A 22,706-nucleotide genomic window follows, 5' to 3' on the forward strand; every position below is an offset into this window, starting at 1 on the left:
GAGGCTTCCTCCAATGCCTTCTGCATAAACCAAAATTTAAAAAAAAACGACCATTTGCGGCGAATCATCTACCTTTTGTCTGAATTATCGTCACCACAAAGGATTACCAACCATAAATGTGCTGTATTAATAATGTCGTTCAAATTCTCTCCTGTAGTAAACTTTATCTGTTTAATAAAAAAGAGAGAATTGAACGATATATTTTACTCCGGATATTGAATAATATAAATTTGAAGGAAAATATTATGCCAGTCACTTTAAGCTTCGGTAATCATCAAAATTATACGCTTAATGAAAGTCGGCTTGCTCATCTGTTAAGCGCAGATAAAGAAAAAGCAATCTATATGGGGGGTTGGGATAAAGTCCAGGATCATTTTAGAGCGGAAAAAAAGGACCATGCGCTGGAAGTGTTACACTCCATCATTCACGGGCAGGGCCGTGGTGAACCTGGAGAGATGGAAGTTAACGTAGAGGATATAAATAAAATTTACGCCTTTAAACGGCTACAACATCTGGCCTGCCCGGCTCATCAAGATCTGTTTACTATCAAGATGGACGCTTCTCAGACACAATTTTTACTTATGGTCGGCGACACGGTGATCAGCCAAAGCAATATTAAGGACATCCTCAATATATCAGATGATGCAGTGATAGAATCTATGAGTAGAGAGGAGAGACAGTTATTTTTACAAATATGCGAGGTGATTGGTGCGAAGATGACCTGGCACCCGGAATTACTTCAGGAGTCGATTTCTACACTACGAAAAGAAGTGACGGGCAATGCACAAATCAAAGCGGCGGTTTATGAGATGATGCGTCCCGCAGAGGCTCCAGACCACCCGCTTGTCGAATGGCAGGACTCGCTTACTGAAGATGAAAAATCGATGCTGGCCTGTATTAATGCAGGTAACTTTGAGCCTACAACTCAGTTTTGCAAAATAGGTTATCAGGAGGTACAAGGTGAAGTCGCTTTTAGCATGATGCATCCGTGTATCTCCTATTTACTACATACCTATTCGCCGTTTGCAGAGTTTAAACCAACAAATTCTGGTTTTTTAAAAAAACTTAATCAGGATTATAACGACTATCATGCAAAAAAAATGTTTATTGATGTAATTCTTGAAAAGCTATATCTAACCCATGAACGTTCTTTGCACATTGGTAAAGATGGGTGCAGTCGTAATATATTACTATAGTCAGTAATATAACCAATTTAAAATCCGGCTGCCTGCCGGATTTTTCATAACAGCAAGTATAATCATACCGCGTAAGGACAATCACCCTTCATGCAGCCCGCACTCGCGCTTCAGTCCGAAGAAGCGTGTCTCTTCTTCCGCCATACCCGGCTCCCATTTGCGGGTGGTGTGCGTATCGCCCACCGACAGATAGCCCTGATCCCACAGCGGATGGTATTTCAGACCGTGCTTTTGCAGATACTGGTAAACCGTGCGGTTATCCCAGTCGATAATCGGTAGCACTTTAAACACGCCGCGTTGGATAGCGAGAACAGGTAAATGCGCGCGGCTGCCGGACTGCTCGCGACGCAGACCCGCAAACCACGTCTGCGCTTTCAGCTCTTTTAGCGCCCGGTTCATCGGCTCGACTTTGTTGATCTCATTGTATTTCTCAATGCCCTCAACGCCCTGCTCCCACAGCTTGCCGTAGCGCGCTTCCTGCCAGGCCGGACTTTCGCCCGCGCGGTAAACTTTCAGGTTGAGTTTGAGTTTGTCCGTTAGCTCATCAATAAACTGATAGGTTTCCGGGAACAAATAGCCGGTATCGGTGAGGATCACCGGGATATCCGGGCGAATCTGATTCACCAGGTGCAGGCTCACCGCCGCCTGGATGCCAAAGCTTGAAGAAAGCACGTATTCGCCGGGCAGATTTTCCAGCGCCCAAGCCACGCGTTCTTCGGCAGTCAGCGTTTTCAGTTGAGCGTTGGTTTCCGCCAACGCCAGTACGCGATCGACTTTTGGCAGTTCATTCAGGGCATTTAGATCGAGTTTGGACATAAGTTCCTCGCGGTATACCTTGCCTGATGGCGCTTCGCTTATCAGGCCTACGCGGGCGGTAGGCCGGATAAGGCATTTATGCCGCCATCCGGCAATTCAGGTTATTCCCAGAAATCACGCGCGGGATCGAGCACCGGGCGAATGATGCCCGCACGCACCGTAAAGTCGCCGAAGCCTTCACCCGCTTCACGCTCTTTCGCCCAGCGCCCAATCAGTTCATCCAGCGAGGCCAGAATATCCGGCTCGGTGATATTTTCTTGATACATCAGTGGGATACGTGTCCCAATACGGTTTCCACCAAGATGCAGGTTATAACGACCAGGCGCTTTCCCTACTAAGCCAATTTCCGCCAGCATCGCGCGACCACAGCCGTTCGGGCAGCCGGTCACGCGCATCACGATATGCTCATCAGGAATGCCGTGTTTTTCCAGAATCGCTTCCACTTTGTCCGTGAACGACGGCAGGAAACGCTCGGCTTCCGCCATCGCCAGCGGGCAGGTCGGGAACGATACACAGGCCATTGAGTTTTCACGCTGCGCGCTCACCGCATTCATCAACCCGTGGTCGCGCGCCAGCGTCTCGATCTTCGCTTTCTGGCTTTCCGGCACGCTGGCAATAATCAGGTTCTGGTTAGCGGTAATACGGAACTCGCCCTGATGAATCTTCGCGATCTCCAGCAGGCCGGTTTTCAGCGGGCGCCCCGGATAATCCAGGATACGACCGTTTTCGATAAACAGCGTCAGGTGCCAGTTGTTGTCGATCCCTTTCACCCAACCGATACGATCGCCGCGACCGGTAAACTCATACGGGCGGATCGGCTCAAATTTGATCCCCGCGCGACGCTCGACTTCCGCTTTAAATGTCTCCAGTCCCACGCGCTCAAGGGTGTATTTGGTTTTGGCATTTTTCCTGTCGGTACGGTTACCCCAGTCGCGCTGCGTCGTCACTACCGCTTCGGCCACCGCCAGGGTGTGCTCCAGCGGCAGATAGCCAAACTCGCTGGCCGTACGAGCGTAGGTTTTCTTATTACCATGCTCAATAGACAGACCGCCGCCCACCAGCAGGTTAAAGCCGACCAACTTGCCGTTTTCGGCAATCGCCACGAAGTTCATGTCGTTGGCGTGCAGATCGATATCGTTTTGCGGCGGGATCACTACCGTGGTTTTGAACTTACGCGGCAGATAGGTCTGCCCGAGGATCGGTTCTTCATCGGTGGTCGCGACCTTCTCCTGATCGAGCCAGATCTCCGCATACGCACGGGTGCGCGGCAGCAGATGTTCGGAGATCTTCTTCGCCCACTCGTAGGCTTCAGCGTGCAGCTGAGACTCGTAGGGATTGGAGGTGCACAGCACGTTACGGTTCATATCGTTAGCGGTCGCCAGCGCGTCCAGCCCCACCGAGTGCAGCATCTGGTGCACCGGCTTGACGTTCTTCTTCAGAATGCCGTGAAACTGGAAGGTCTGGCGGTTGGTCAGACGGATACTGCCATAAATCGTGTTATCCGCCGCGAATTTGTCGATCGCTTGCCATTGCGTCGTAGTAATCACCCCGCCCGGCAGACGGCAGCGCAGCAGCATCGCGTGACGCGGCTCCAGCTTCTGCTCGGCGCGCTCGGCACGAATGTCACGGTCATCCTGCTGGTACATGCCGTGGAAGCGGATCAGCAGGAAGTTATCGCCTTTAAAACCACCGGTGAGACCGTCGTTCAGATCTTCCGCAATGGTACCGCGCAAATAGTTGCTTTCCAGCTTCATGCGCTCGGCATCGGACAGTTTACCTTCGACCACCAGTGGGCCTGGATGTTTTTCGCTCATTAGTAGACATCTCGCTGATAACGGCGCTCGACGCGCAGCTCACTTAAATATTCATCTGCCGATTCGAGGTCCATACCGCCGAATTCAGCGATCACTTCCAGCAATGCTTTTTCGACATCTGCGGCCATGCTCCTGGCATCGCCGCAGACATAAATATGCGCGCCATCATTGATCCAGCGCCACAGCTCGGCACCCTGTTCACGCAGCTTGTCTTGTACGTAAATTTTTTCTTTTTGATCGCGGGACCAGGCCAGAGCGATCCGGCTCAGCACGCCTTCTTTCACGTAGCGCTGCCACTCCACCTGATAGAGGAAATCTTCGGTAAAGTGCGGGTTGCCGAAGAACAGCCAGTTCTTGCCTTCCGCACCGTCGGCGGCGCGTTGCTGCATAAAGGCGCGGAACGGCGCGATACCTGTACCTGGGCCAATCATAATCACCGGAGTCTGCGGATTCGCTGGCAGGCGGAAATTATCGTTGTGTTCAATAAAGACGCGCACTTCGCCCTCTTCTTCCACGCGGTCGGCGAGGAAGCTGGAAGCACCACCCGCGCGGGCGCGGCCTTCAATATCGTAGCGCACGACGCCGACGGTTACGTGTACTTCGCTTTCGACTTCCGCCTGCGCGGAGGCGATGGAGTACAGACGCGGCGTCAGCGGACGCAGCAGGCCGATTAATGCTTCAGCGTCGAGCTGCGCCGGAGAGAAACGCACCATATCAACAATGGGCGTGGTCGCGGCGTAGTGCTGGAGCTGCGCTTTGTCGCCCACTAATGGCAACAGCGACTCACTGCGCGTCAGGGTCGCGTAGTTCTCAACAATGTTGGCGGTATTCACCGTCAGCTCGAAGTGCCACTCCAGCGCTTCGGCGAGCGGCAGGGTTTTACCATCAACCGTCACCGGCTCATCGCCTTTCAGCCACAGCAACTCAACCAGCTCCTTCACCAGAGCCGGATCGTTCTGATACCAGACGCCCAGCGCATCGCCCGGCTGATAGCGCAGGCCGGAGTCGCCTAAATCAATCTCAATATGACGCACATCTTTTTCCGAGTTGCGACCGGTGATTTTCTGATTCACGGAGAGGGTCGCGATCAGCGGCGCGTCTTTAGTATAGGGGCTGGTGTGGATGTCGTTTACCGCGCCAGTAGCGACGGATTGCGAAGGTGCCGCGACAGGTGCGCGAGACTTCAGAACATCAACCACGCGGGCGCGCCATTCGCTGGCAGCTGCCTGATATTCAACGTCAGCATCGACACGGTCGAGCAGACGTTCACCGCCCAGTTCCGCCAGTTTGCTGTCGAAATCTTTTCCGGACTGGCAGAAAAATTCATAAGAGGTGTCGCCGAGGCTAAACACGGCAAAAGCGGTGTTTTCCAGTTTCGGCGCTTTTTTGGAGAACAGGAATTTATGCAGCGCGACGGCCTCTTCCGGCGGCTCGCCTTCTCCCTGGGTGGACGTCACTATCACCAACAGTTTTTCACTGGCAATCTGTTTGAATTTGTAGTCGCCGGCGTTCACCAGTGTCACATTAAGGTTGGCCGCCAGCAGATCATCACGCAGCGCTTCCGCCACACGACGCGCATTGCCGGTTTGCGAAGCGGAGATAAGCGTAACCCCCGGCATCTTCCGCTCAGGAACAGGCGTGACGGCAACAACGCCCGAGCGCGGGTTCAGTACGCCCCAAAAATAGCCGGAGACCCAGGCAAGCTGTTCGGGAGTAAGGTCGGTTGTCGCGGCCTGAAGGCGCGCCAGTTGCTCCGGATTAAGCGGAAGCAACCCAGTCAGTGGAGCCGGTGTCGTCATGCGTCGTTATGTTCCAGTAAGCAAAGCGGATCTATACACAAAATCATTCAAGTTCGCCGTAAGCTGAGCGCGCCCCAGGAGCGTACATAAATACGTGACTGGGGTGAGTAAACGCAGTCAACACAGATGCGGCTTGAAAGATGAAATGTATAAGCGATAAATCCCAAACTGAGGATAAGGTTAACGGTGAGAGGAATAACAATTAAAGAAGGGTTGGAAATAACAAATAACCAAATGAACTAACCTGTTTTAGTTATCGTTATTAACGCCAAAATCGATTTTATAATTGATTGATAATTATTAAATTTTCTGGAAATTCTTAAATTAATTGCCCGTCACAAGGCGGAGAATGGTTTTAGTTAATGATAAAAAATGCGCTTTCCGGTACCCTACGGCGGTTTTTTTATTGCCTGAGAGTTCATCATGTCCACCACGTTGTATAAAGATTTCACCTTTGAAGCCGCTCACCGCCTGCCTCACGTGCCTGAAGGGCATAAGTGCGGCCGCCTGCACGGACACTCGTTTATGGTGCGTCTCGAAATTACCGGTGAAGTCGATCCGCATACCGGTTGGATTATGGATTTCGCGGATCTCAAAGCGGCGTTTAAACCGACTTACGATCGTCTTGATCACTACTATCTGAATGATATTCCAGGGCTGTCCAATCCCACCAGCGAAGTGCTGGCAAAATGGATTTGGGATCAGGTTAAGCCCGTCGTGCCGCTACTGAGCGCCGTGATGGTGAAAGAGACCTGTACAGCCGGCTGCGTCTATCGCGGCGAATAAGGTTTATTAACGCGTGGGCTGGATGTCAAATTGATTCCAGCCTATCCACACGACGTTTTATCAGTGAAAACATTGTCCAGCGCGGTGTTAAAAGCGCAGCACATCACCGGTTGCAGGTGCGGTTATTTCCGGTAGCCACAACCGCCCCCAGGCTCCTGTACAGTGACAACCGCATAGTTTTTCAGGTTTTTGTTCTTGCAGAAAGCGCCTGACTCGCCACAGCGTGAACGGTGATGCGCAGCGGAGATGAAATCCGCCGACAAGCGCGTAAATCCGCTTTATACCGGTAATGTTCTGACAGTGCCGGACAATATTTGCGATCCCCCGATGCCCGCATCCCGTAATGATGACTAATCCTTTTGTCGATTGGTAAATCAGTACGCCCTCATCCAAAATGGAGTCCGGCTCCGCATCGTGGCCGCCAAAAATGCCGTAGGCTTCAGGCGCAACCACCGGTATTTCCCCTGACCAGATAAAGTTTTTGCCAATCGGCAGGGGGTCACGCGTGTACATCATTCGGTAGCGTGAATAGTCCACCTCACACGACAATTTTTTTATTTTTCGGGTAATACCGAGAAAAGTCATTGCCGCATAACGTTCGCGCGCAATATCGGGATGGCAGATGATTCGACTGTTATCAGGAAGCCACGGCACGCCGCCGCAATGATCGTAATGACCATGCGAAAGCACCACAGCAGACACATCGGACAGGTCGATCCCCATCGCCAACGCGTTTTGCATAAAACTGCCATCAGGGCCGGTATCGAACAAGATCGACGTAGACTCATCCTCGACTAACAGGCTTAATCCTGGCCGGGCCTTCAACGATTTATCCGCTCCAGCTCCCTTATGATTTTCGAGCAATACCCTGATCCTTAACGCCATGGCCTTCTCCTGTAGAAAAGCCTCCCCCGGGAAAACGCGGCCTTTTTACTTTACAGGTTTGTACCAGCCATTACTGGTACACAGATTATGATTATGCAACGGCTATCCTTGTTGGCGCGGGGAACACGGCTACACGCAAAAATTCCAGTCGTTGGCGCACGGTTTATCCCCGCTGGCGCGGGGAACACGAATCTGGAGGCCAACAGCGCGGCGAAATCCTCAGTTTATCCCCGCTGGCGCGGGGAACACACTAAACGTATGTCATTGTTTATAAACTACTTTTTATCAGCACCACATTCCACCAACATAATCGCAACAATTTAAATTATTAAAGAACAGCTAATTTGCTGATTTTGATGCAAAAAAGTTCATAGAATGATTTTTTCTTTAAATTTACCAAAATAGCGCGATCCGTGCATCGCTATGGAAAAATTTATCAGCGCTTTTATACACTCATCGAAATTCACATAGAGAAAATAAACAATGCAAGGTAATGGATGAGTCACAGACGGCATCGGCAGGCCGTCTGTAAGCTTAGTAATGCATCAGGCGATATTTAAATATTTATGCGTTTGCATAGACAGCCGCCAGTTACGTGCAATACACGTTTCAATACACAGACGCGTCGCGTCTTCTTTCTGGCTAATGGGCTGCAAAGCAATCACGCGCGGTTTATCATCGCTCAACGTGGCTAACAGTTCATCCAGCGCCTCAATATCACGAACTCGCCCAACGGGATGCTTGATTTCATTGGCGCGCTCCAGCGCCTGGGAAAGCACGTCATATCCCCCGCGCATATTCACTTTTGGTGAAACCGTGACCCAGGTGTTAGGCGTACAGCGCACTTCATGCGTCCCGCTGGTTTCAATCTGGCAACTAAAACCACTCTTTTCAAGCAGATCGGTGAGCGGCATGAGGTCGTGAATACAGGGTTCGCCACCGGTGATGACAACGTGACGCGCGGTATAGCCCTGACGGTTAATTACTGCCAGCAAGTCTTCACTGCTCGCAGCCCCCCATTTGTCGCTCTCTTTGGTTTTTGCCAGAATGCTGAACAGAGACACTTCCCGATCACTCAGTTTATCCCAGGTATGCTTAGTATCACACCAGGCACAGCCGACCGGACATCCCTGTAAACGAATAAAAATAGCGGGGACGCCGGTAAAATAACCCTCGCCTTGTAGAGTCTGGAACATCTCGTTAATCGGGTACTGCATAGCGTTCTCTGTTAAGGGGATAATCGTTAATTATTGCAGATTTCGTCTGCCCGGTCATGCACAGCGGCTGCGCTATTGAACAGATACAAAAAAACCCGCCGAAGCGGGTTTTTACATTAAGAGGTAAAAGCAGGATTACGCCTGGCCTTTGATCTCTTTACGACCGTTGTACGGTGCTTTTTCGCCCAGAGCCTCTTCGATACGAATCAGTTGGTTGTATTTAGCAACGCGGTCAGAACGGCTCATAGAACCGGTTTTGATCTGGCCTGCAGCGGTACCAACAGCCAGGTCAGCAATGGTAGCGTCTTCAGTTTCACCAGAACGGTGAGAGATGACAGCAGTGTAGCCAGCATCTTTCGCCATCTTGATTGCAGCCAGCGTTTCGGTCAGAGAACCGATCTGGTTGAATTTGATCAGGATGGAGTTAGCGATGCCTTTCTCGATGCCTTCTTTCAGGATTTTGGTGTTGGTTACAAACAGGTCGTCACCAACCAGCTGGATTTTGTCGCCCAGTACTTTGGTCTGGTATGCAAAACCGTCCCAGTCAGACTCGTCCAGACCATCTTCGATGGAAACGATCGGGTACTGTTTGGTCAGTTCTTCCAGGAAGTGGGTGAATTCTTCGGAGGTGAACGCTTTGTTGCCTTCGCCAGCCAGAACGTATTTACCGTCTTTGTAGAATTCAGATGCTGCGCAGTCCATCGCCAGGGTGATGTCTTTACCCAGCTCGTAACCAGCCGCTTTAACCGCTTCAGCGATAACAGCCAGCGCTTCAGCGTTGGAACCCAGGTTCGGCGCATAGCCGCCTTCGTCACCCACAGCGGTGTTCATGCCTTTGCCTTTCAGCACTTTTGCCAGGTGATGGAAAACTTCAGAACCCATACGGATGGCTTCTTTAACCGTTTTCGCGCCAACCGGCTGGATCATGAATTCCTGGATGTCGACGTTGTTGTCAGCGTGCTCGCCGCCGTTGATGATGTTCATCATCGGAACCGGCATGGAGTATTTGCCCGGCGTGCCATTCAGTTCAGCAATGTGCTCGTACAGCGGCATACCTTTAGCGGCAGCAGCAGCTTTGGCGTTAGCCAGAGAGACAGCCAGAATGGCGTTTGCACCGAAGTTAGATTTGTTTTCAGTACCGTCCAGGTCGATCATGATTTTGTCGATGCCAGCCTGGTCTTTAGCGTCTTTGCCAAGAATAGCCTGAGCGATCGGGCCGTTAACCGCGCCAACAGCTTTGGTTACGCCTTTACCCAGGAAACGGGATTTGTCGCCATCGCGCAGTTCCAGCGCTTCGCGGGAACCAGTAGAAGCACCTGACGGAGCCGCCGCCATACCTACGAAACCACCTTCCAGGTGTACTTCAGCTTCAACAGTCGGGTTACCACGGGAGTCGATGATTTCACGACCGATGACTTTAACGATTTTGGACATTAGGTTTTCCTCAAGTCACTAGTTAAACTAAAACTTCAGACAAACGGTGCACCGCTGAGGGTGCACCGCCGTTCTAACTTTTTTACTTCGCCTGACGTTTCTGATGCTCGTTGGCGGCTTTAACAAAGCCAGCGAACAACGGATGTCCATCACGCGGCGTGGAAGTAAATTCCGGATGGAACTGACAGGCCACGAACCACGGATGATTCGGTACCTCAATGATCTCGACTAACTGATCATCACCGGAACGGCCTGCGACACGCAGACCCGCTGCTTCAATTTGTTTCAACAACATATTGTTGACTTCGTAACGATGGCGATGACGTTCAACAATCGTTGACGCGCCGTACAACTGACGTACCAGACTGTCATCGCTAAGCTGGCACTGCTGCGCGCCCAGGCGCATGGTGCCGCCCAGATCGCTTTTCTCGCTACGGACTTCAACGTTACCGTCTTCATCGCGCCACTCGGTAATTAACGCCACAACCGGGTACTTACAGTCTGGCACAAATTCCGTTGAGTTGGCGTTGTCCATGCCGGCCACGTTACGAGCGAACTCAATCAACGCAACCTGCATCCCCAGGCAAATGCCCAGATAAGGAATATTGTTTTCACGCGCATAGCGCGCAGTGGCGATTTTACCTTCAACGCCACGATAGCCGAAGCCGCCGGGGATCAGGATAGCGTCCAAATCTTTCAGAATTTCGACGCCGCGCGTTTCAACATCTTGCGAATCGATCAATTTGATGTTGACGGTAACGCGGTTTTTCAGACCACCGTGTTTCAGCGCTTCGATCACCGACTTATAGGCATCCGGCAGTTCAATATATTTGCCGACCATGCCGATAGTCACTTCGCCTGCCGGGTTCGCTTCTTCGTAAATGACCTGTTCCCATTCAGACAGGTTAGCTTCCGGACAGTTCAAGATGAATCGTTTACAAATATAATCATCAAGCCCCTGAGATTTCAACAGGCCTGGAATTTTATAAATGGAATCGACATCTTTCATTGAAATAACGGCTTTTTCCGGCACATTACAGAACAATGCAATTTTTGCACGCTCGTTGGCAGGAACCGCACGGTCGGAACGACAAATCAGAATATCGGGCTGAATACCGATAGACAGCAGCTCTTTCACGGAGTGCTGAGTCGGTTTAGTTTTCACTTCGCCCGCAGCCGCCAGGTAAGGTACCAGCGTCAGGTGCATAAACAGCGCGTGTTCACGACCGATATCTACCGCCAATTGACGAATCGCCTCAAGAAACGGCAGCGATTCGATATCACCGACGGTACCGCCGATTTCCACCAGTACCACATCGTGGCCTTCGCCACCTTCCAGCACGCGCTCTTTAATCGCGTTAGTGATGTGAGGGATTACCTGTACGGTTGCGCCCAGATAGTCGCCACGGCGTTCTTTACGCAGAACGTCGGAATAGATGCGGCCAGTCGTGAAGTTGTTGCGGCGAGACATCTTGGTGCGGATGAAACGCTCGTAGTGCCCCAGGTCCAGGTCGGTTTCAGCGCCGTCTTCAGTAACGAACACTTCCCCGTGTTGGATTGGGCTCATAGTACCCGGATCGACGTTGATGTACGGATCCAGTTTCATGATGGTCACGTTGAGACCACGGGCTTCCAGAATGGCTGCGAGGGAGGCTGCGGCAATGCCTTTACCCAGAGAGGATACGACCCCGCCGGTCACAAAAATATAGTTCGTTGTCATGCGGAACCTGAGAAGTTAGGTTTAAAAGACGATGGAATAACCAGGACGGGAAAGCAGTATACCCGAACATGACCTACGCCACAAACTTTCATTATTCCTCCTCTTCGTCAGGCTGACATTCACACAGGGAGGGAGAAAATAGCCCCTTTGAGGTAAATGTTTTTGACGTAAATCAAGCGCTTGTTATTTAAAAAATCACACAAATCGCTCTTGACCGCCTAAAACCTTTAGAGATCAATTTCCTGGCGTTTTACTTCCTGCCAAACTTCTTCCATTGTTTCCAGGTCTACCCCGGTCATTTCCAGGCCTCTGGCTGCGACAATACGTTCAACTTCGCGAAAACGACGTTCAAATTTATCGTTCGCTTTTTGCAAAGCGAGCTCCGCTTTCGTACCTAAATGACGCGCCATGTTGACCGTGGCAAAGAGCAAATCGCCCATTTCCTCTTCCAGTTTAGCCTGATCAACAACCGCCTGCCGCGCCTCGAACATCACCTCATCGATCTCTTCATAGACCTTATCGACGACCGGTCCCAGCGTCGTCCAGTCAAAGCCCACGTTTGAGCAACGTTTCTGGATTTTTTGCGCGCGCATCAAGGCCGGTAAGCTGCGCGGAATATCGTCCAGCGCGGAATGCTGCGCTTTTTGCGCGCGCTCTTCCGTTTTGATTTGCTCCCAGCGAACTAATGCTTCTTCGCTATTATCCGCGGAAAGCTCGCCGAAAACATGCGGATGGCGGCGCTCCAGCTTGTCGCTGATGGCAGCGCAGATATCATTAAAATCGAAGCGGCCTTCTTCCTGCGCCATCTGCGCGTAAAACACCACCTGGAACAACAGGTCGCCCAGTTCGCCGCGCAAATCGTCAAAATCCTCACGCGCAATCGCATCCAGTACTTCATAGGTTTCTTCCAGCGTATAAGGCGCGATGCTGGCGAAGGTCTGCTCTTTATCCCACGGGCAGCCGTTTTCCGGGTCGCGCAGGCGCTGCATGAGGGTGAGAAGACGGTCAATTTGATGGTTAGTTGTCATGGTTTTTAATCGGTTGTAAATACTAGCGACAATTGTAACGTATTATTCTTAACCATTCACGCACAGAGACACTACGACAACGCCTATATAATAAAATATATTGTTAACAGGCGTTGAATGCTACCTTTCCCGTATAACTTTAAAATTATTAATCGATACACAACAATATAATATATCATATAACTAATTTATTAAAAAAAACAGATATTTGCACCAGGCATTATAAATAACATCAATTAAGTAAAAAAATTATGCAAACACTATAAGCCTCCCCCCCCCCCCAAAGAGCCTTCCCTTTCAAAAAAAATAAATTATTTCACTTTTACGGAAAAACGAGTAGCATGCACGCCAGTTTAATATTCAAAAAAGACCGCTTTTTTGTTTTTTCTGGAACATACATGAAATAAATATATTGAAAGTATTACATATAATATTCTATGAGCAGGTACGATCATTCAGCTCATAAGAATATACTCATAAAAATGTAGAAATATAATATTTTTATTATGACCTATTTTTTACCCAAAGCCCGCAGCATGGCTCTATGCCGCATATCCCTTGGTATACGCGTACAAAATGTTGCCATAAAACACGTTAATTAAGGATAACACGATGAAGTCATCTCATTTTTGTAAACTGGCAGTAACTGCATCTTTAGTTATGGGAATTGTCTCCGGCGCTCAAGCCGCGGGTAGCAACACAGCGAAGGTCACTTTCCTTGGTAATATTGTTGACTCCCCCTGCTCCGTCACATTGGATACGGAAGATCAAACAGTCAATATGGGTTCAAGTATCGGTAATGGCACGCTGAGTAATGGTAAAACGACCATCAACAATGCCCGTACCTTTCATATCGATCTTGAGGGTTGTACCTGGGCTACCGAGAAAAATATGAATGTGGTATTCACTACAGGTAGTGGAACCACAGCGGCTACAGACGCCACGGATAATCTCGCGCTGATGAAGACTGACGGCACTGGCGCTATTAGCAACGTAAGCCTGGCAATCGGCGATGCTGGCAAAAACAATATCAAACTGGGCGATACCTATACACAGGCCATTGCGGACCTGGACGGAGATACCATTCTTGATGAGAAGCAAAGCCTGAATTTCACCGCCTGGCTGGTTGGCGCAGCAACCGGTACCGTGGGCACAGGTGAATTCAGCAGCGCCGCCAACGTCACTATCTCTTACCTGTAATTCAGTTAACAGAGTCACGACGATAATACCCTGCCGCTTTAGGTAGGGTATTCCTGTTGAGTTTTATTGCGGAATATATTTGATGAATAACACATGGAAAAGTGTTCTTTGCCCAATAGCGTGCGGAGTGGGAATGCTTCTAAGCCTCTCCCCTTATAGCGCGTCAGGCAAAGACATCGAATTTAATACCGATTTCCTCGATGTAAAAAATCGCGATAACGTTAACATTGCACAGTTTTCTCGTAAGGGTTTTATTCTGCCAGGCGTCTACCTTTTACAAATTAAAATTAACGGACAGACTCTGCCGCAGGAATTTCCTGTTAACTGGGTTATTCCAGAACATGATCCACAAGGAAGTGAGGTTTGCGCAGAACCAGAATTAGTTACGCAATTGGGTATAAAGCCGGAACTCACGGAAAAACTCGTCTGGATAACGCACGGTGAACGACAATGTCTGGCGCCAGATTCACTGAAAGGCATGGATTTTCAGGCTGACCTGGGACACTCCACGCTGCTGGTGAATTTACCCCAGGCGTATATGGAATACAGCGATGTCGACTGGGACCCGCCCGCTGGGATAATGGTATTCCCGGCATCATTCTGGATTACAACATTAATAATCAGCTCCGCCACGATCAAGAAAGCGGCAGCGAAGAGCAAAGCATCAGCGGCAACGGGACGTTAGGCGCGAACCTGGGCGCATGGCGACTGCGGGCCGACTGGCAGGCCAGCTACGACCATCGTGACGATGACGAGAACACTTCCACCCTCCACGATCAGAGCTGGAGCCGCTACTACGCCTATCGCGCACTACCGACGCTCGGGGCCAAACTTACGCTGGGCGAAAGCTATCTCCAGTCCGATGTTTTCGACAGCTTTAACTATATCGGTGCCAGCGTCGTTTCTGACGATCAGATGCTGCCGCCGAAACTGCGCGGCTATGCGCCGGAGATCGTGGGCATTGCGCGCTCTAATGCCAAAGTCAAAGTCTCCTGGCAGGGGCGCGTACTGTATGAAACGCAGGTGCCCGCAGGACCGTTCCGTATTCAGGATCTCAACCAGTCCGTTTCCGGTACGTTGCACGTCACCGTGGAAGAGCAGAACGGTCAGACCCAGGAGTTTGACGTTAACACCGCATCGGTTCCCTTCCTGACGCGCCCCGGCATAGTGCGCTACAAGATGGCGCTGGGCCGCCCGCAGGACTGGGATCATCACCCCATTACCGGCACATTCGCCTCGGCGGAAGCTTCGTGGGGGGTCACCAACGGCTGGTCGCTCTATGGCGGCGCAATTGGAGAAAGCAACTATCAGGCCGTGGCGCTGGGAAGCGGTAAGGATCTTGGCGTGGTGGGCGCGGTGGCGGTCGACATTACGCACTCCATCGCCCACATGCCGCAAGACGACGGGTTTGACGGCGAAACGCTGCAGGGTAACTCATATCGCATCAGCTACTCCCGTGACTTTGATGAAATCGACAGCCGACTAACCTTTGCCGGATACCGCTTCTCAGAAAAGAACTTTATGAGCATGAGCGACTATCTGGATGCGAAAACCTATCATCATCTCAATGCCGGTCACGAAAAAGAACGCTATACGGTCACCTATAACCAGAACTTCCGTGAACAGGGCATGAGCGCCTATTTCAGCTACTCACGCAGTACCTTCTGGGACAGCCCGGATCAGAGTAACTATAACCTGTCTCTTTCCTGGTACTTCGACTTAGGGTCGATAAAAAATCTCAGTGCGTCGCTGAACGGCTATCGCAGCGAATATAACGGTGATAAAGATGATGGCGTTTATATCTCGCTGTCTGTTCCCTGGGGCAATGATTCCATCAGCTACAACGGTACGTTTAACGGTAGTCAACACCGTAATCAGCTCGGCTATTCCGGCCACAGCCAGAACGGCGATAACTGGCAGCTTCACGTCGGGCAGGATGAACAAGGCGCACAGGCAGACGGTTATTACAGCCATCAGGGCGCGCTGACGGACATCGATCTGAGCGCGGATTATGAAGAAGGATCGTACCGTTCGCTGGGCATGTCGCTGCGCGGCGGCATGACGCTGACCACCCAGGGCGGCGCGCTACACCGGGGAAGTTTAGCGGGCAGCACACGTTTGCTGGTTGATACCGACGGCATTGCGGACGTCCCCGTTAGCGGTAACGGCTCGCCAACCTCAACCAACATTTTCGGCAAGGCCGTGATTGCGGATGTCGGAAGCTATTCGCGCAGCCTGGCGCGTATCGATCTGAACAAATTGCCGGAGAAGGCGGAAGCTACTAAGTCGGTTGTGCAGATCACGCTCACCGAAGGCGCCATCGGCTACCGTCACTTTGACGTGGTCAGCGGCGAGAAAATGATGGCGGTTTTCCGGCTGGCAGACGGCGACTTCCCACCGTTCGGCGCCGAAGTGAAAAACGAGCGCCAGCAGCAGTTGGGCCTGGTGGCCGATGACGGCAACGCCTGGCTGGCGGGCGTAAAAGCCGGGGAAACATTGAAAGTCTTCTGGGATGGCGCGGCGCAGTGTGAAGCATCACTCCCGTCCACGTTTACACCGGAGCTATTGGCCAACGCGCTATTGCTGCCGTGCAAAATGCTGGAAGGTCAGCCCCCCACCGCACCGCAGAAAAGTTCTCCGCTGCCTGCGCAACCGCTAATCCAGGAACATACGCAAACCGATGGCCAACCGGCCGCGCCGGTGGCGACAACCACTCAAACCCCGCCCATACCGCTGGCTGACAACCATGCGGTGAATCGCAAGGATATGGAATAAAGGGAGCCTGTAATGAACAAGACCAACCATTTTAAGCGCCAGGCGCTTATCGCTTCGGTATTACTGGCTGCGCCGCTGGTATCGCACAGCGCGATTGTGCCGGATCGTACCCGCGTTATTTTTAACGGCAATGAAAATTCAATCACCGTCACGCTGAAAAACGGCAACGCCACTCTGCCCTACCTCGCACAGGCGTGGTTGGAAGACGATAAGTTCGCCAAAGATACCCGCTATTTTACCGCCCTGCCGCCGCTGCAGCGTATTGAGCCAAAATCCGACGGGCAGGTTAAAGTCCAGCCGTTACCAACCGCGGCTAGCCTACCGCAGGACCGGGAAAGTCTGTTTTATTTCAACGTGCGGGAAATTCCGCCGAAAAGCGATAAGCCTAATACGCTCCAGCTGGCGCTGCAAACGCGTATTAAGTTTTTCTACCGCCCGGTAGCCGTCGCCCGGCAGGTGGATAAGACGCACCCGTGGCAGACGAAGCTCACGCTGACCTACCAGGGCGATGGTGTGATCTTCGACAACCCCACACCGTTTTACCTCGTCATCAGCAATGCCGGTAGCAAAGAGAACGAAACCGCCTCCGGCTTTAAAAACCTGCTGATTGCCCCGCGTGAAAAAGTGACCTCTCCCATCAAAGGTGCCTCGCTCGGCAGCTCGCCGGTGGTGGGCTACGTCGATGATTACGGCGGCCATCGCCTGCTGGTTTTTACCTGCTCAGGGAATACCTGCAAGGTCAATGAGGAAAAAACCCGTGACGCTGAGAAGAAAGCGAATAAGTAATCCTGTGCGAAAGAGATCTATGACGATGTTGACTCGCTGGAAAATGCTGGTGCTGCTGTGCGGTGGATTCGTTACCGGCACCGAGGCTGCCGGCACAAAAACCGTGCAACTGGAGCTGCATCTGGTCGTCACTCAACCACCGCCCTGTACGGTAGGCGGCGCTTCCGTAGAGTTTGGCGATGTCCTGACCACCAAAGTTGGCGATGCTTCTCAAACGAAACCTGTGGGCTACAGCCTGAACTGCGATGGCAGAGCGAGTGACTATCTGAAGCTACAAATTCAGGGAACCACCACCATCAGCGGGGAGCAGGTTCTGCAAACTTCGGTGCAGGGGTTAGGCATCCGTATTCAGCAGGCGGGCAATAAGCAACTGGTTCCGGTTGGCATAACGGATTGGCTGAACTTCACCCTGAGCGGCAGCAATGGGCCAGAGCTGGAAGCCGTACCGGTTAAAGAGCCCACCACGCAGTTAGCGGGTGGCGATTTTAACGCCAGTGCGACGTTAGTCGTGGATTACCAGTGATGGAGAGATTCATAGTGAAAAGGGTGCTTATCCTGACTCTTTTAATCACCCAGTTTGCCTGCGCCGACAATTTGACCTTTCACGGCAAACTGATAAACCCGCCCGCCTGTACTATCAATAACGGTGAAATGCTGGAGGTCAGTTTTGGTAGCGTCATTATTGATAATATTGACGGCGTCAATTACCTGACCGAGATCCCGTGGACCCTTACCTGCGACAGCAGCTTTCGCGATGACGCATTAACTTTTACGTTGAGCTATCTGGGCACGGCGACGCCTTACTCCGCAAAAGCCTTAACCACCAGCGTCCCTGAGCTGGGCATTGAACTTCAACAGAACGGCACGGTGTTTCCTCCCGGCACGTCGCTAACCATCAATGAGTCATCGCTTCCCACACTAAAAGCCGTGCCGGTAAAACAGCCCGGTAAAGAGCCTGCCGAAGGCGATTTTGAGGCTTTTGCCACGTTACAGGTGGATTACCAATGAACCGTATTTTTCAAACTGCCGGGCATTTGATCGGAGGCGTAATGTTATGGGCGGTTTGCAATACGCTACCTGCCGCCACGCCTAATGTGCACTACAGCGGTAAGCTGGTTGCCGGCGCCTGTAACCTGGTAGTGGATAATGACACGATGGCGACGGTGGATTTTCATACTATTGGCAGTGACAATTTCGACGCCAGCGGGCAAACGACTCCTGTTCCATTCACACTTAGCCTCCAGGATTGCAAAACAGCGCTAGCCAACGGCGTGCTGGTGACCTTTCAGGGCGTTGAAGACAGTACCCTGCCCGGACTGCTGGCGCTGGAGCCCTCGTCGGAAGCCAGTGGTTTTGCGATTGGCGTGGAAACGGCTGCACAGCAACCAGTGAGTATCAATGCAACAGTGGGTACAGCTTTTGTGCTGAAAGAAGGGATTACCACCATCAACTTGCAGGCCAGGCTGCAAAAATACGCTGGTGAAGAGGTTATGCCGGGGGAATTTTCGGGTAGCGCAACAGTGAGTTTTGAATATCAGTAACTTCTCAAGTTATATACTCATTTCTAATATTTTATTTAAATAATGGAAATTTAAATGAATCAAAAAGTATTATTTTTTCTAAGTATAATTGCATATCCTGGGATAACTCAGGCCATTAACCAAAATGTAATGATTGAACCATTAGTAATACGTGACTCAACAAATTATTTAGTACTACCTCAGGCTCAACAGGCTGAATTCTCACAATGCAAAAGCTGGCCGCATGATAGCACTGTTATTCCAGCAAAATATGAGGCAACCCTGCTTAATGGAAGTCTCATATCTATGTTTATTGGTGGCATAACAGTTAATTTATATACAACAGCAGATGTCAAAGTTAATACAGATGCCCAGTGTACATTACTCAATGGTAATTTTCCTGGTTATTACGGCATAACATGCTTTGTTACTGGTTATGACACAGACAAAGCTGTACCTGTAAGGACAGATAATGGCATGTCAATTATCGAAAGTAAATTATATGCTACAGGAACAATGAGATATATAACAGAGATCCCGATGGATGGCAGTGGCTTTCAGGGTATGGCGATTGGTGGTGCAGTAGTAATTAATACAGGCGCAATAACACCAACCCCTAATACGGGTGTTATTTCTAACATAACAATGCCACCACTATATGATCCCGGGTTTATTTTTACGGTACCTGGATGCGGTCAATACAAATATCATTCTGGGACAGGTTCTGTTTTTACGAATAACAATTCAACTTATACGGTTGCATCGCCGATTGGTTTCATAACTGCGTCTTTGGATAAGAACTCCGTGTTAAATTATAATGAACTTCATTATAACGATAAGGCAGAAAATATAGAACTAGGGAAAATTTATTTGATGTATAAGGAGAAAAATGTCACGTGGGGTGAAGGATTCGATTATACATTGGAAAATAGCACGATCAATGTAGTTTGTGCTGATAGCAGGATTAAAACAAATGTAGATTATCAATGTAGGAATGGTGATATGGGGGCATGCAACAATGGCGAACTGGGAAGAATAATCGGCAACTGGGAACGAATAAACGTTGATACTAATTGCAGCGTGACAGTTATTTTGCCCTGGCAATAGTATTTTTCTTAATAGATCTGAGTTTACGATTGCATACTTTTATACTCATATACCCTAAATAATTCGAGTTGCAGGCAGGCGGCGACGCAGTGACAAATTCGTCTGATACGAATTTGAACAGCCGAAGGCTGCCTGCGGTGGGGGACAAGGATGTCCCCCATCAATCCCCGGGGCTTACGCTGGTCAGTGACTGGGGGGAGCGAGGACAAATTGGCAAGGCCGATGTGAACGCCACTTACGGCGGCCCTTTAGGGCGAGGCCCGGAGAGCCGGGCCATGCCAACACACAGGCAACGTAAAGTATAACGGGTAGATATATCAGACTACTTTGTAGATAATAACGTTTCACTTTACCCCCCGTGCAGTCGCCGTGCATCAATCACATCCGGCACCTGGTTCAGCTTACCGAGCACGCGGCCCAGCACCTGCAGGTTGTAGATCTCGATGGTCATATCAATGGTGGCGATCTGCTGTTTAATGTCGCTGCGGCTGGCGACGCCCAGCACGTTGACTTTTTCGTTAGCCAGAATAGTGGTGATATCGCGCAGCAAGCCGCTGCGATCGTTGGCCTGGACGCGCACCACCAGCGAATATCCCGCCGAGTAGCTTTCGCCCCATACCGCCTCTACGATCCGCTCCGGCGCATGGGAGCGCAGTTCCGCCAGCTGTTCGCAGTCGGCCCGGTGCACGGAAATTCCCCGCCCCTGAGTAATGAAGCCGACAATTTCATCGCCAGGAATCGGCTGGCAGCAGCGGGCAATGTGGTGCATCAGGTTACCAACCCCTTCCACCACCACGCGCCCGTCGTCTTTACGACGATTTTGCGGCGCGTATGTTTTTTGCTGAAGCTGTTTCAGCGCCGCTGCATCCTGCTCCTCCGCACTCGGCTTATTGAACTGCGATTGCAGGAAATTCACCATCTGATTAAGACGGATATCGCCGCCGCCTATCGCCGCCAGCAACTCTTCCAGCTCATTAAAGTTGTAGCGCGGCAGCAGATGTTTTTCGGCCTCTTTCAGGCTAATCCCCAAATGCGCCAGCTCATCGTCGAGGATCTGCCGTCCAGCCTGGATATTTTTGTCACGATCCTGCTTGCGGAACCAGGCGTGAATTTTCGAGCGTCCGCGGCTGGTCGTCACATAGCCCAGGTTTGGATTCAGCCAGTCGCGGCTGGGATTCGGCTGCTTCTGAGTGATAATTTCAATTTGATCACCCATCTGCAACTGATAGGTGAATGGCACAATACGGCCGCCGATTTTAGCGCCAATGCAGCGGTGCCCAACATCGCTGTGGATGTGGTAAGCAAAATCGAGCGGCGTAGATCCGGCAGGCAAGTCAACCACGTCGCCTTTTGGCGTAAAAACGTAGACCCGATCGTCAAACACCTGGCTGCGCACTTCATCCAGCATTTCGCCGGAATCGGCCATCTCTTCCTGCCAGGCGATCAGCTTACGCAGCCACGCAATTCTGTCTTCATGACCGGAGCGCACGCCGCCGGACGCGGCGCCTTCTTTATACTTCCAGTGTGCCGCCACGCCCAGTTCGGCGTCTTCATGCATCTGTTTGGTACGGATCTGGATCTCAACGGTTTTACCGCCCGGTCCCAGGACCACGGTGTGGATAGACTGGTAACCGTTCGGTTTCGGGTTAGCGACATAATCATCGAATTCATCCGGCAGGTGACGATAGTGCGTATGCACTATCCCCAACGCGGCGTAGCAGTCCTGCAGACGTTCAGCGACAATACGCACGGCGCGCACGTCAAAGAGTTCATCAAACGCCAGATGCTTTTTCTGCATTTTGCGCCAGATGCTATAAATATGTTTTGGTCGTCCGTAGACCTCCGCCTGCACGCCTTCGTTTTTCATTTCGGCGCGCAGATGTCCAACAAACTCTTCGATGTAATGTTCGCGATCGAGACGGCGCTCATGCAGCAGTTTGGCGATGCGTTTGTATTCCGCCGGATGCAGGTAGCGGAAACAGTAGTCTTCCAGTTCCCACTTCAGTTGCCCGATGCCCAGACGATTAGCGAGCGGCGCATAGATGTTGGTACATTCTTTCGCCGCCAGCACGCGCTCATCTTCCGGCGCCTCTTTCACTTCGCGCAAATGAGCGATTCGCTCGGCCAGTTTGATCACCACGCAGCGGAAATCATCCACCATCGCCAATAACATTCGACGGACGTTATCAACCTGCTCCGAAGAAACAGAGTCGTTATGAGTGGCGTTTAGCTGACGGATCGCCGCCATATCGCGCACGCCATGAATCAGGGTAACGATAGATTTGCCGACGCTTTCGCGCAGTACATCTTCGCTGACTACGTTGGCGTCGGCCAGAGGGAACAGTAGCGCCGCCCGCAGCGTGTCGATATCCATACTCAGCGTGGAAAGAATTTCTACCATCTCCACGCCACGCCACAGCAACAGATCCGCATCCGGATGTCCTTGTGTCTGTTGCAGGCAATACGCCCAGGTTTCGGCTAAGCGCTCACACGACTGCTGGCTGGAAATTCCCAGGCTTGCGATCCACTTCTTCGGATCAAATTCACCAGCTTTATTAATATGTGCACTTCTTACCGCGACCATCGTCCTCTCCTTAAGGGACCAGGCCTACCGAAGTCGGTA

The 22,706-nt window shown here is 51.2% G+C and carries 17 protein-coding genes and 1 pseudogene; 9 read left to right on the top strand and 9 right to left on the bottom strand.

Annotated features, from left to right (window positions below; translation table 11 throughout):
• Nucleotides 1–245: 245 nt before the first annotated feature.
• On the top strand, nt 246–1,196 hold the full coding sequence (sopD, locus tag ACQ29O_RS18575) for an SPI-1 type III secretion system effector SopD (RefSeq protein ID WP_024143616.1): 951 nt from the start codon (nt 246–248) through the stop codon (nt 1,194–1,196).
• Between the two features lie 81 nt (nt 1,197–1,277).
• Here the strand turns inward: sopD and cysH are convergent, their stop codons facing one another.
• The 3 genes from cysH to cysJ all read right to left on the bottom strand — a co-directional run bounded on the left by cysH (nt 1,278) and on the right by cysJ (nt 5,625).
• Complete coding sequence (gene cysH / locus ACQ29O_RS18580; RefSeq protein ID WP_000039871.1) at nt 1,278–2,012, bottom strand: phosphoadenosine phosphosulfate reductase; 735 nt, start codon at nt 2,010–2,012, stop codon at nt 1,278–1,280.
• 101 nt (nt 2,013–2,113) lie between these two features.
• Nucleotides 2,114–3,826: an assimilatory sulfite reductase (NADPH) hemoprotein subunit gene (cysI, locus tag ACQ29O_RS18585; RefSeq protein WP_001290671.1), complete on the bottom strand. Its 1,713-nt coding sequence runs from the start codon at nt 3,824–3,826 to the stop codon at nt 2,114–2,116.
• Entirely contained in the window at nt 3,826–5,625 is a 1,800-nt protein-coding gene (cysJ, locus tag ACQ29O_RS18590; protein WP_000210931.1) for an NADPH-dependent assimilatory sulfite reductase flavoprotein subunit, read from the bottom strand. Before cysJ ends, cysI begins: the two co-directional genes overlap by 1 nt.
• Nucleotides 5,626–6,048: 423 nt before the next feature.
• Between cysJ and queD the strand changes: the two genes are divergently transcribed.
• Complete coding sequence (gene queD / locus ACQ29O_RS18595) at nt 6,049–6,411, top strand: 6-carboxytetrahydropterin synthase QueD (protein ID WP_000108313.1); 363 nt, start codon at nt 6,049–6,051, stop codon at nt 6,409–6,411.
• Between the two features lie 87 nt (nt 6,412–6,498).
• Here the strand turns inward: queD and ACQ29O_RS18600 are convergent, their stop codons facing one another.
• The 5 genes from ACQ29O_RS18600 to mazG all read right to left on the bottom strand — a co-directional run bounded on the left by ACQ29O_RS18600 (nt 6,499) and on the right by mazG (nt 12,695).
• A complete protein-coding gene (locus ACQ29O_RS18600; RefSeq protein WP_001207998.1) occupies nt 6,499–7,296 on the bottom strand; it encodes an MBL fold metallo-hydrolase in 798 nt (265 codons plus the stop codon).
• Nucleotides 7,297–7,841: 545 nt separating this feature from the next.
• Nucleotides 7,842–8,513: a 7-carboxy-7-deazaguanine synthase QueE gene (gene queE, locus ACQ29O_RS18605; protein WP_001199961.1), complete on the bottom strand. Its 672-nt coding sequence runs from the start codon at nt 8,511–8,513 to the stop codon at nt 7,842–7,844.
• Between the two features lie 135 nt (nt 8,514–8,648).
• Nucleotides 8,649–9,947, bottom strand: coding sequence for a phosphopyruvate hydratase (gene eno / locus ACQ29O_RS18610; RefSeq protein WP_000036734.1), 1,299 nt, complete (start codon nt 9,945–9,947; stop codon nt 8,649–8,651).
• Nucleotides 9,948–10,029: 82 nt separating this feature from the next.
• Entirely contained in the window at nt 10,030–11,667 is a 1,638-nt protein-coding gene (pyrG, locus tag ACQ29O_RS18615; RefSeq protein ID WP_253336081.1) for a glutamine hydrolyzing CTP synthase, read from the bottom strand.
• 227 nt (nt 11,668–11,894) lie between these two features.
• On the bottom strand, nt 11,895–12,695 hold the full coding sequence (gene mazG / locus ACQ29O_RS18620; protein ID WP_000210451.1) for a nucleoside triphosphate pyrophosphohydrolase: 801 nt from the start codon (nt 12,693–12,695) through the stop codon (nt 11,895–11,897).
• Nucleotides 12,696–13,307: 612 nt separating this feature from the next.
• On the opposite strand from mazG, the gene ACQ29O_RS18625 reads away from it, so the two are divergent.
• The 7 genes and pseudogenes from ACQ29O_RS18625 (at nt 13,308) to ACQ29O_RS18655 (ending at nt 20,083) form a co-directional block, all read left to right on the top strand.
• Nucleotides 13,308–13,895 carry a fimbrial protein gene (locus ACQ29O_RS18625; protein WP_000842510.1) on the top strand — a complete coding sequence of 196 codons (588 nt, stop codon included), beginning with the start codon at nt 13,308–13,310 and terminating at the stop codon, nt 13,893–13,895.
• Nucleotides 13,896–13,977: 82 nt separating this feature from the next.
• Nucleotides 13,978–16,670, top strand: a pseudogene (locus tag ACQ29O_RS18630) (fimbrial biogenesis outer membrane usher protein).
• 12 nt (nt 16,671–16,682) lie between these two features.
• A complete protein-coding gene (locus tag ACQ29O_RS18635; protein ID WP_001044462.1) occupies nt 16,683–17,456 on the top strand; it encodes a fimbria/pilus periplasmic chaperone in 774 nt (257 codons plus the stop codon).
• Nucleotides 17,457–17,475: 19 nt separating this feature from the next.
• Entirely contained in the window at nt 17,476–17,979 is a 504-nt protein-coding gene (locus tag ACQ29O_RS18640) for a fimbrial protein (RefSeq protein WP_000178269.1), read from the top strand.
• A gap of 14 nt (nt 17,980–17,993) precedes the next feature.
• A complete protein-coding gene (locus ACQ29O_RS18645) occupies nt 17,994–18,464 on the top strand; it encodes a fimbrial protein (RefSeq protein ID WP_000832393.1) in 471 nt (156 codons plus the stop codon).
• Entirely contained in the window at nt 18,461–18,997 is a 537-nt protein-coding gene (locus ACQ29O_RS18650) for a fimbrial protein (protein ID WP_001079646.1), read from the top strand. The genes ACQ29O_RS18645 and ACQ29O_RS18650 overlap by 4 nt, the downstream gene beginning before the upstream one ends.
• 54 nt (nt 18,998–19,051) lie before the next feature.
• Nucleotides 19,052–20,083: a hypothetical protein gene (locus tag ACQ29O_RS18655; RefSeq protein WP_001072353.1), complete on the top strand. Its 1,032-nt coding sequence runs from the start codon at nt 19,052–19,054 to the stop codon at nt 20,081–20,083.
• Nucleotides 20,084–20,432: 349 nt separating this feature from the next.
• On the opposite strand, the gene relA is transcribed toward ACQ29O_RS18655, so the two are convergent.
• The gene (relA, locus tag ACQ29O_RS18660) at nt 20,433–22,667 is read right to left on the bottom strand and encodes a GTP diphosphokinase (protein WP_000226838.1); all 2,235 of its coding nucleotides are present in this window, start codon (nt 22,665–22,667) and stop codon (nt 20,433–20,435) included.
• Nucleotides 22,668–22,706 lie beyond the last annotated feature (39 nt).

It is taken from the genome of Salmonella sp. GDC200615 (genome assembly GCF_050574145.1).
GTDB lineage: Bacteria > Pseudomonadota > Gammaproteobacteria > Enterobacterales > Enterobacteriaceae > Salmonella > Salmonella enterica.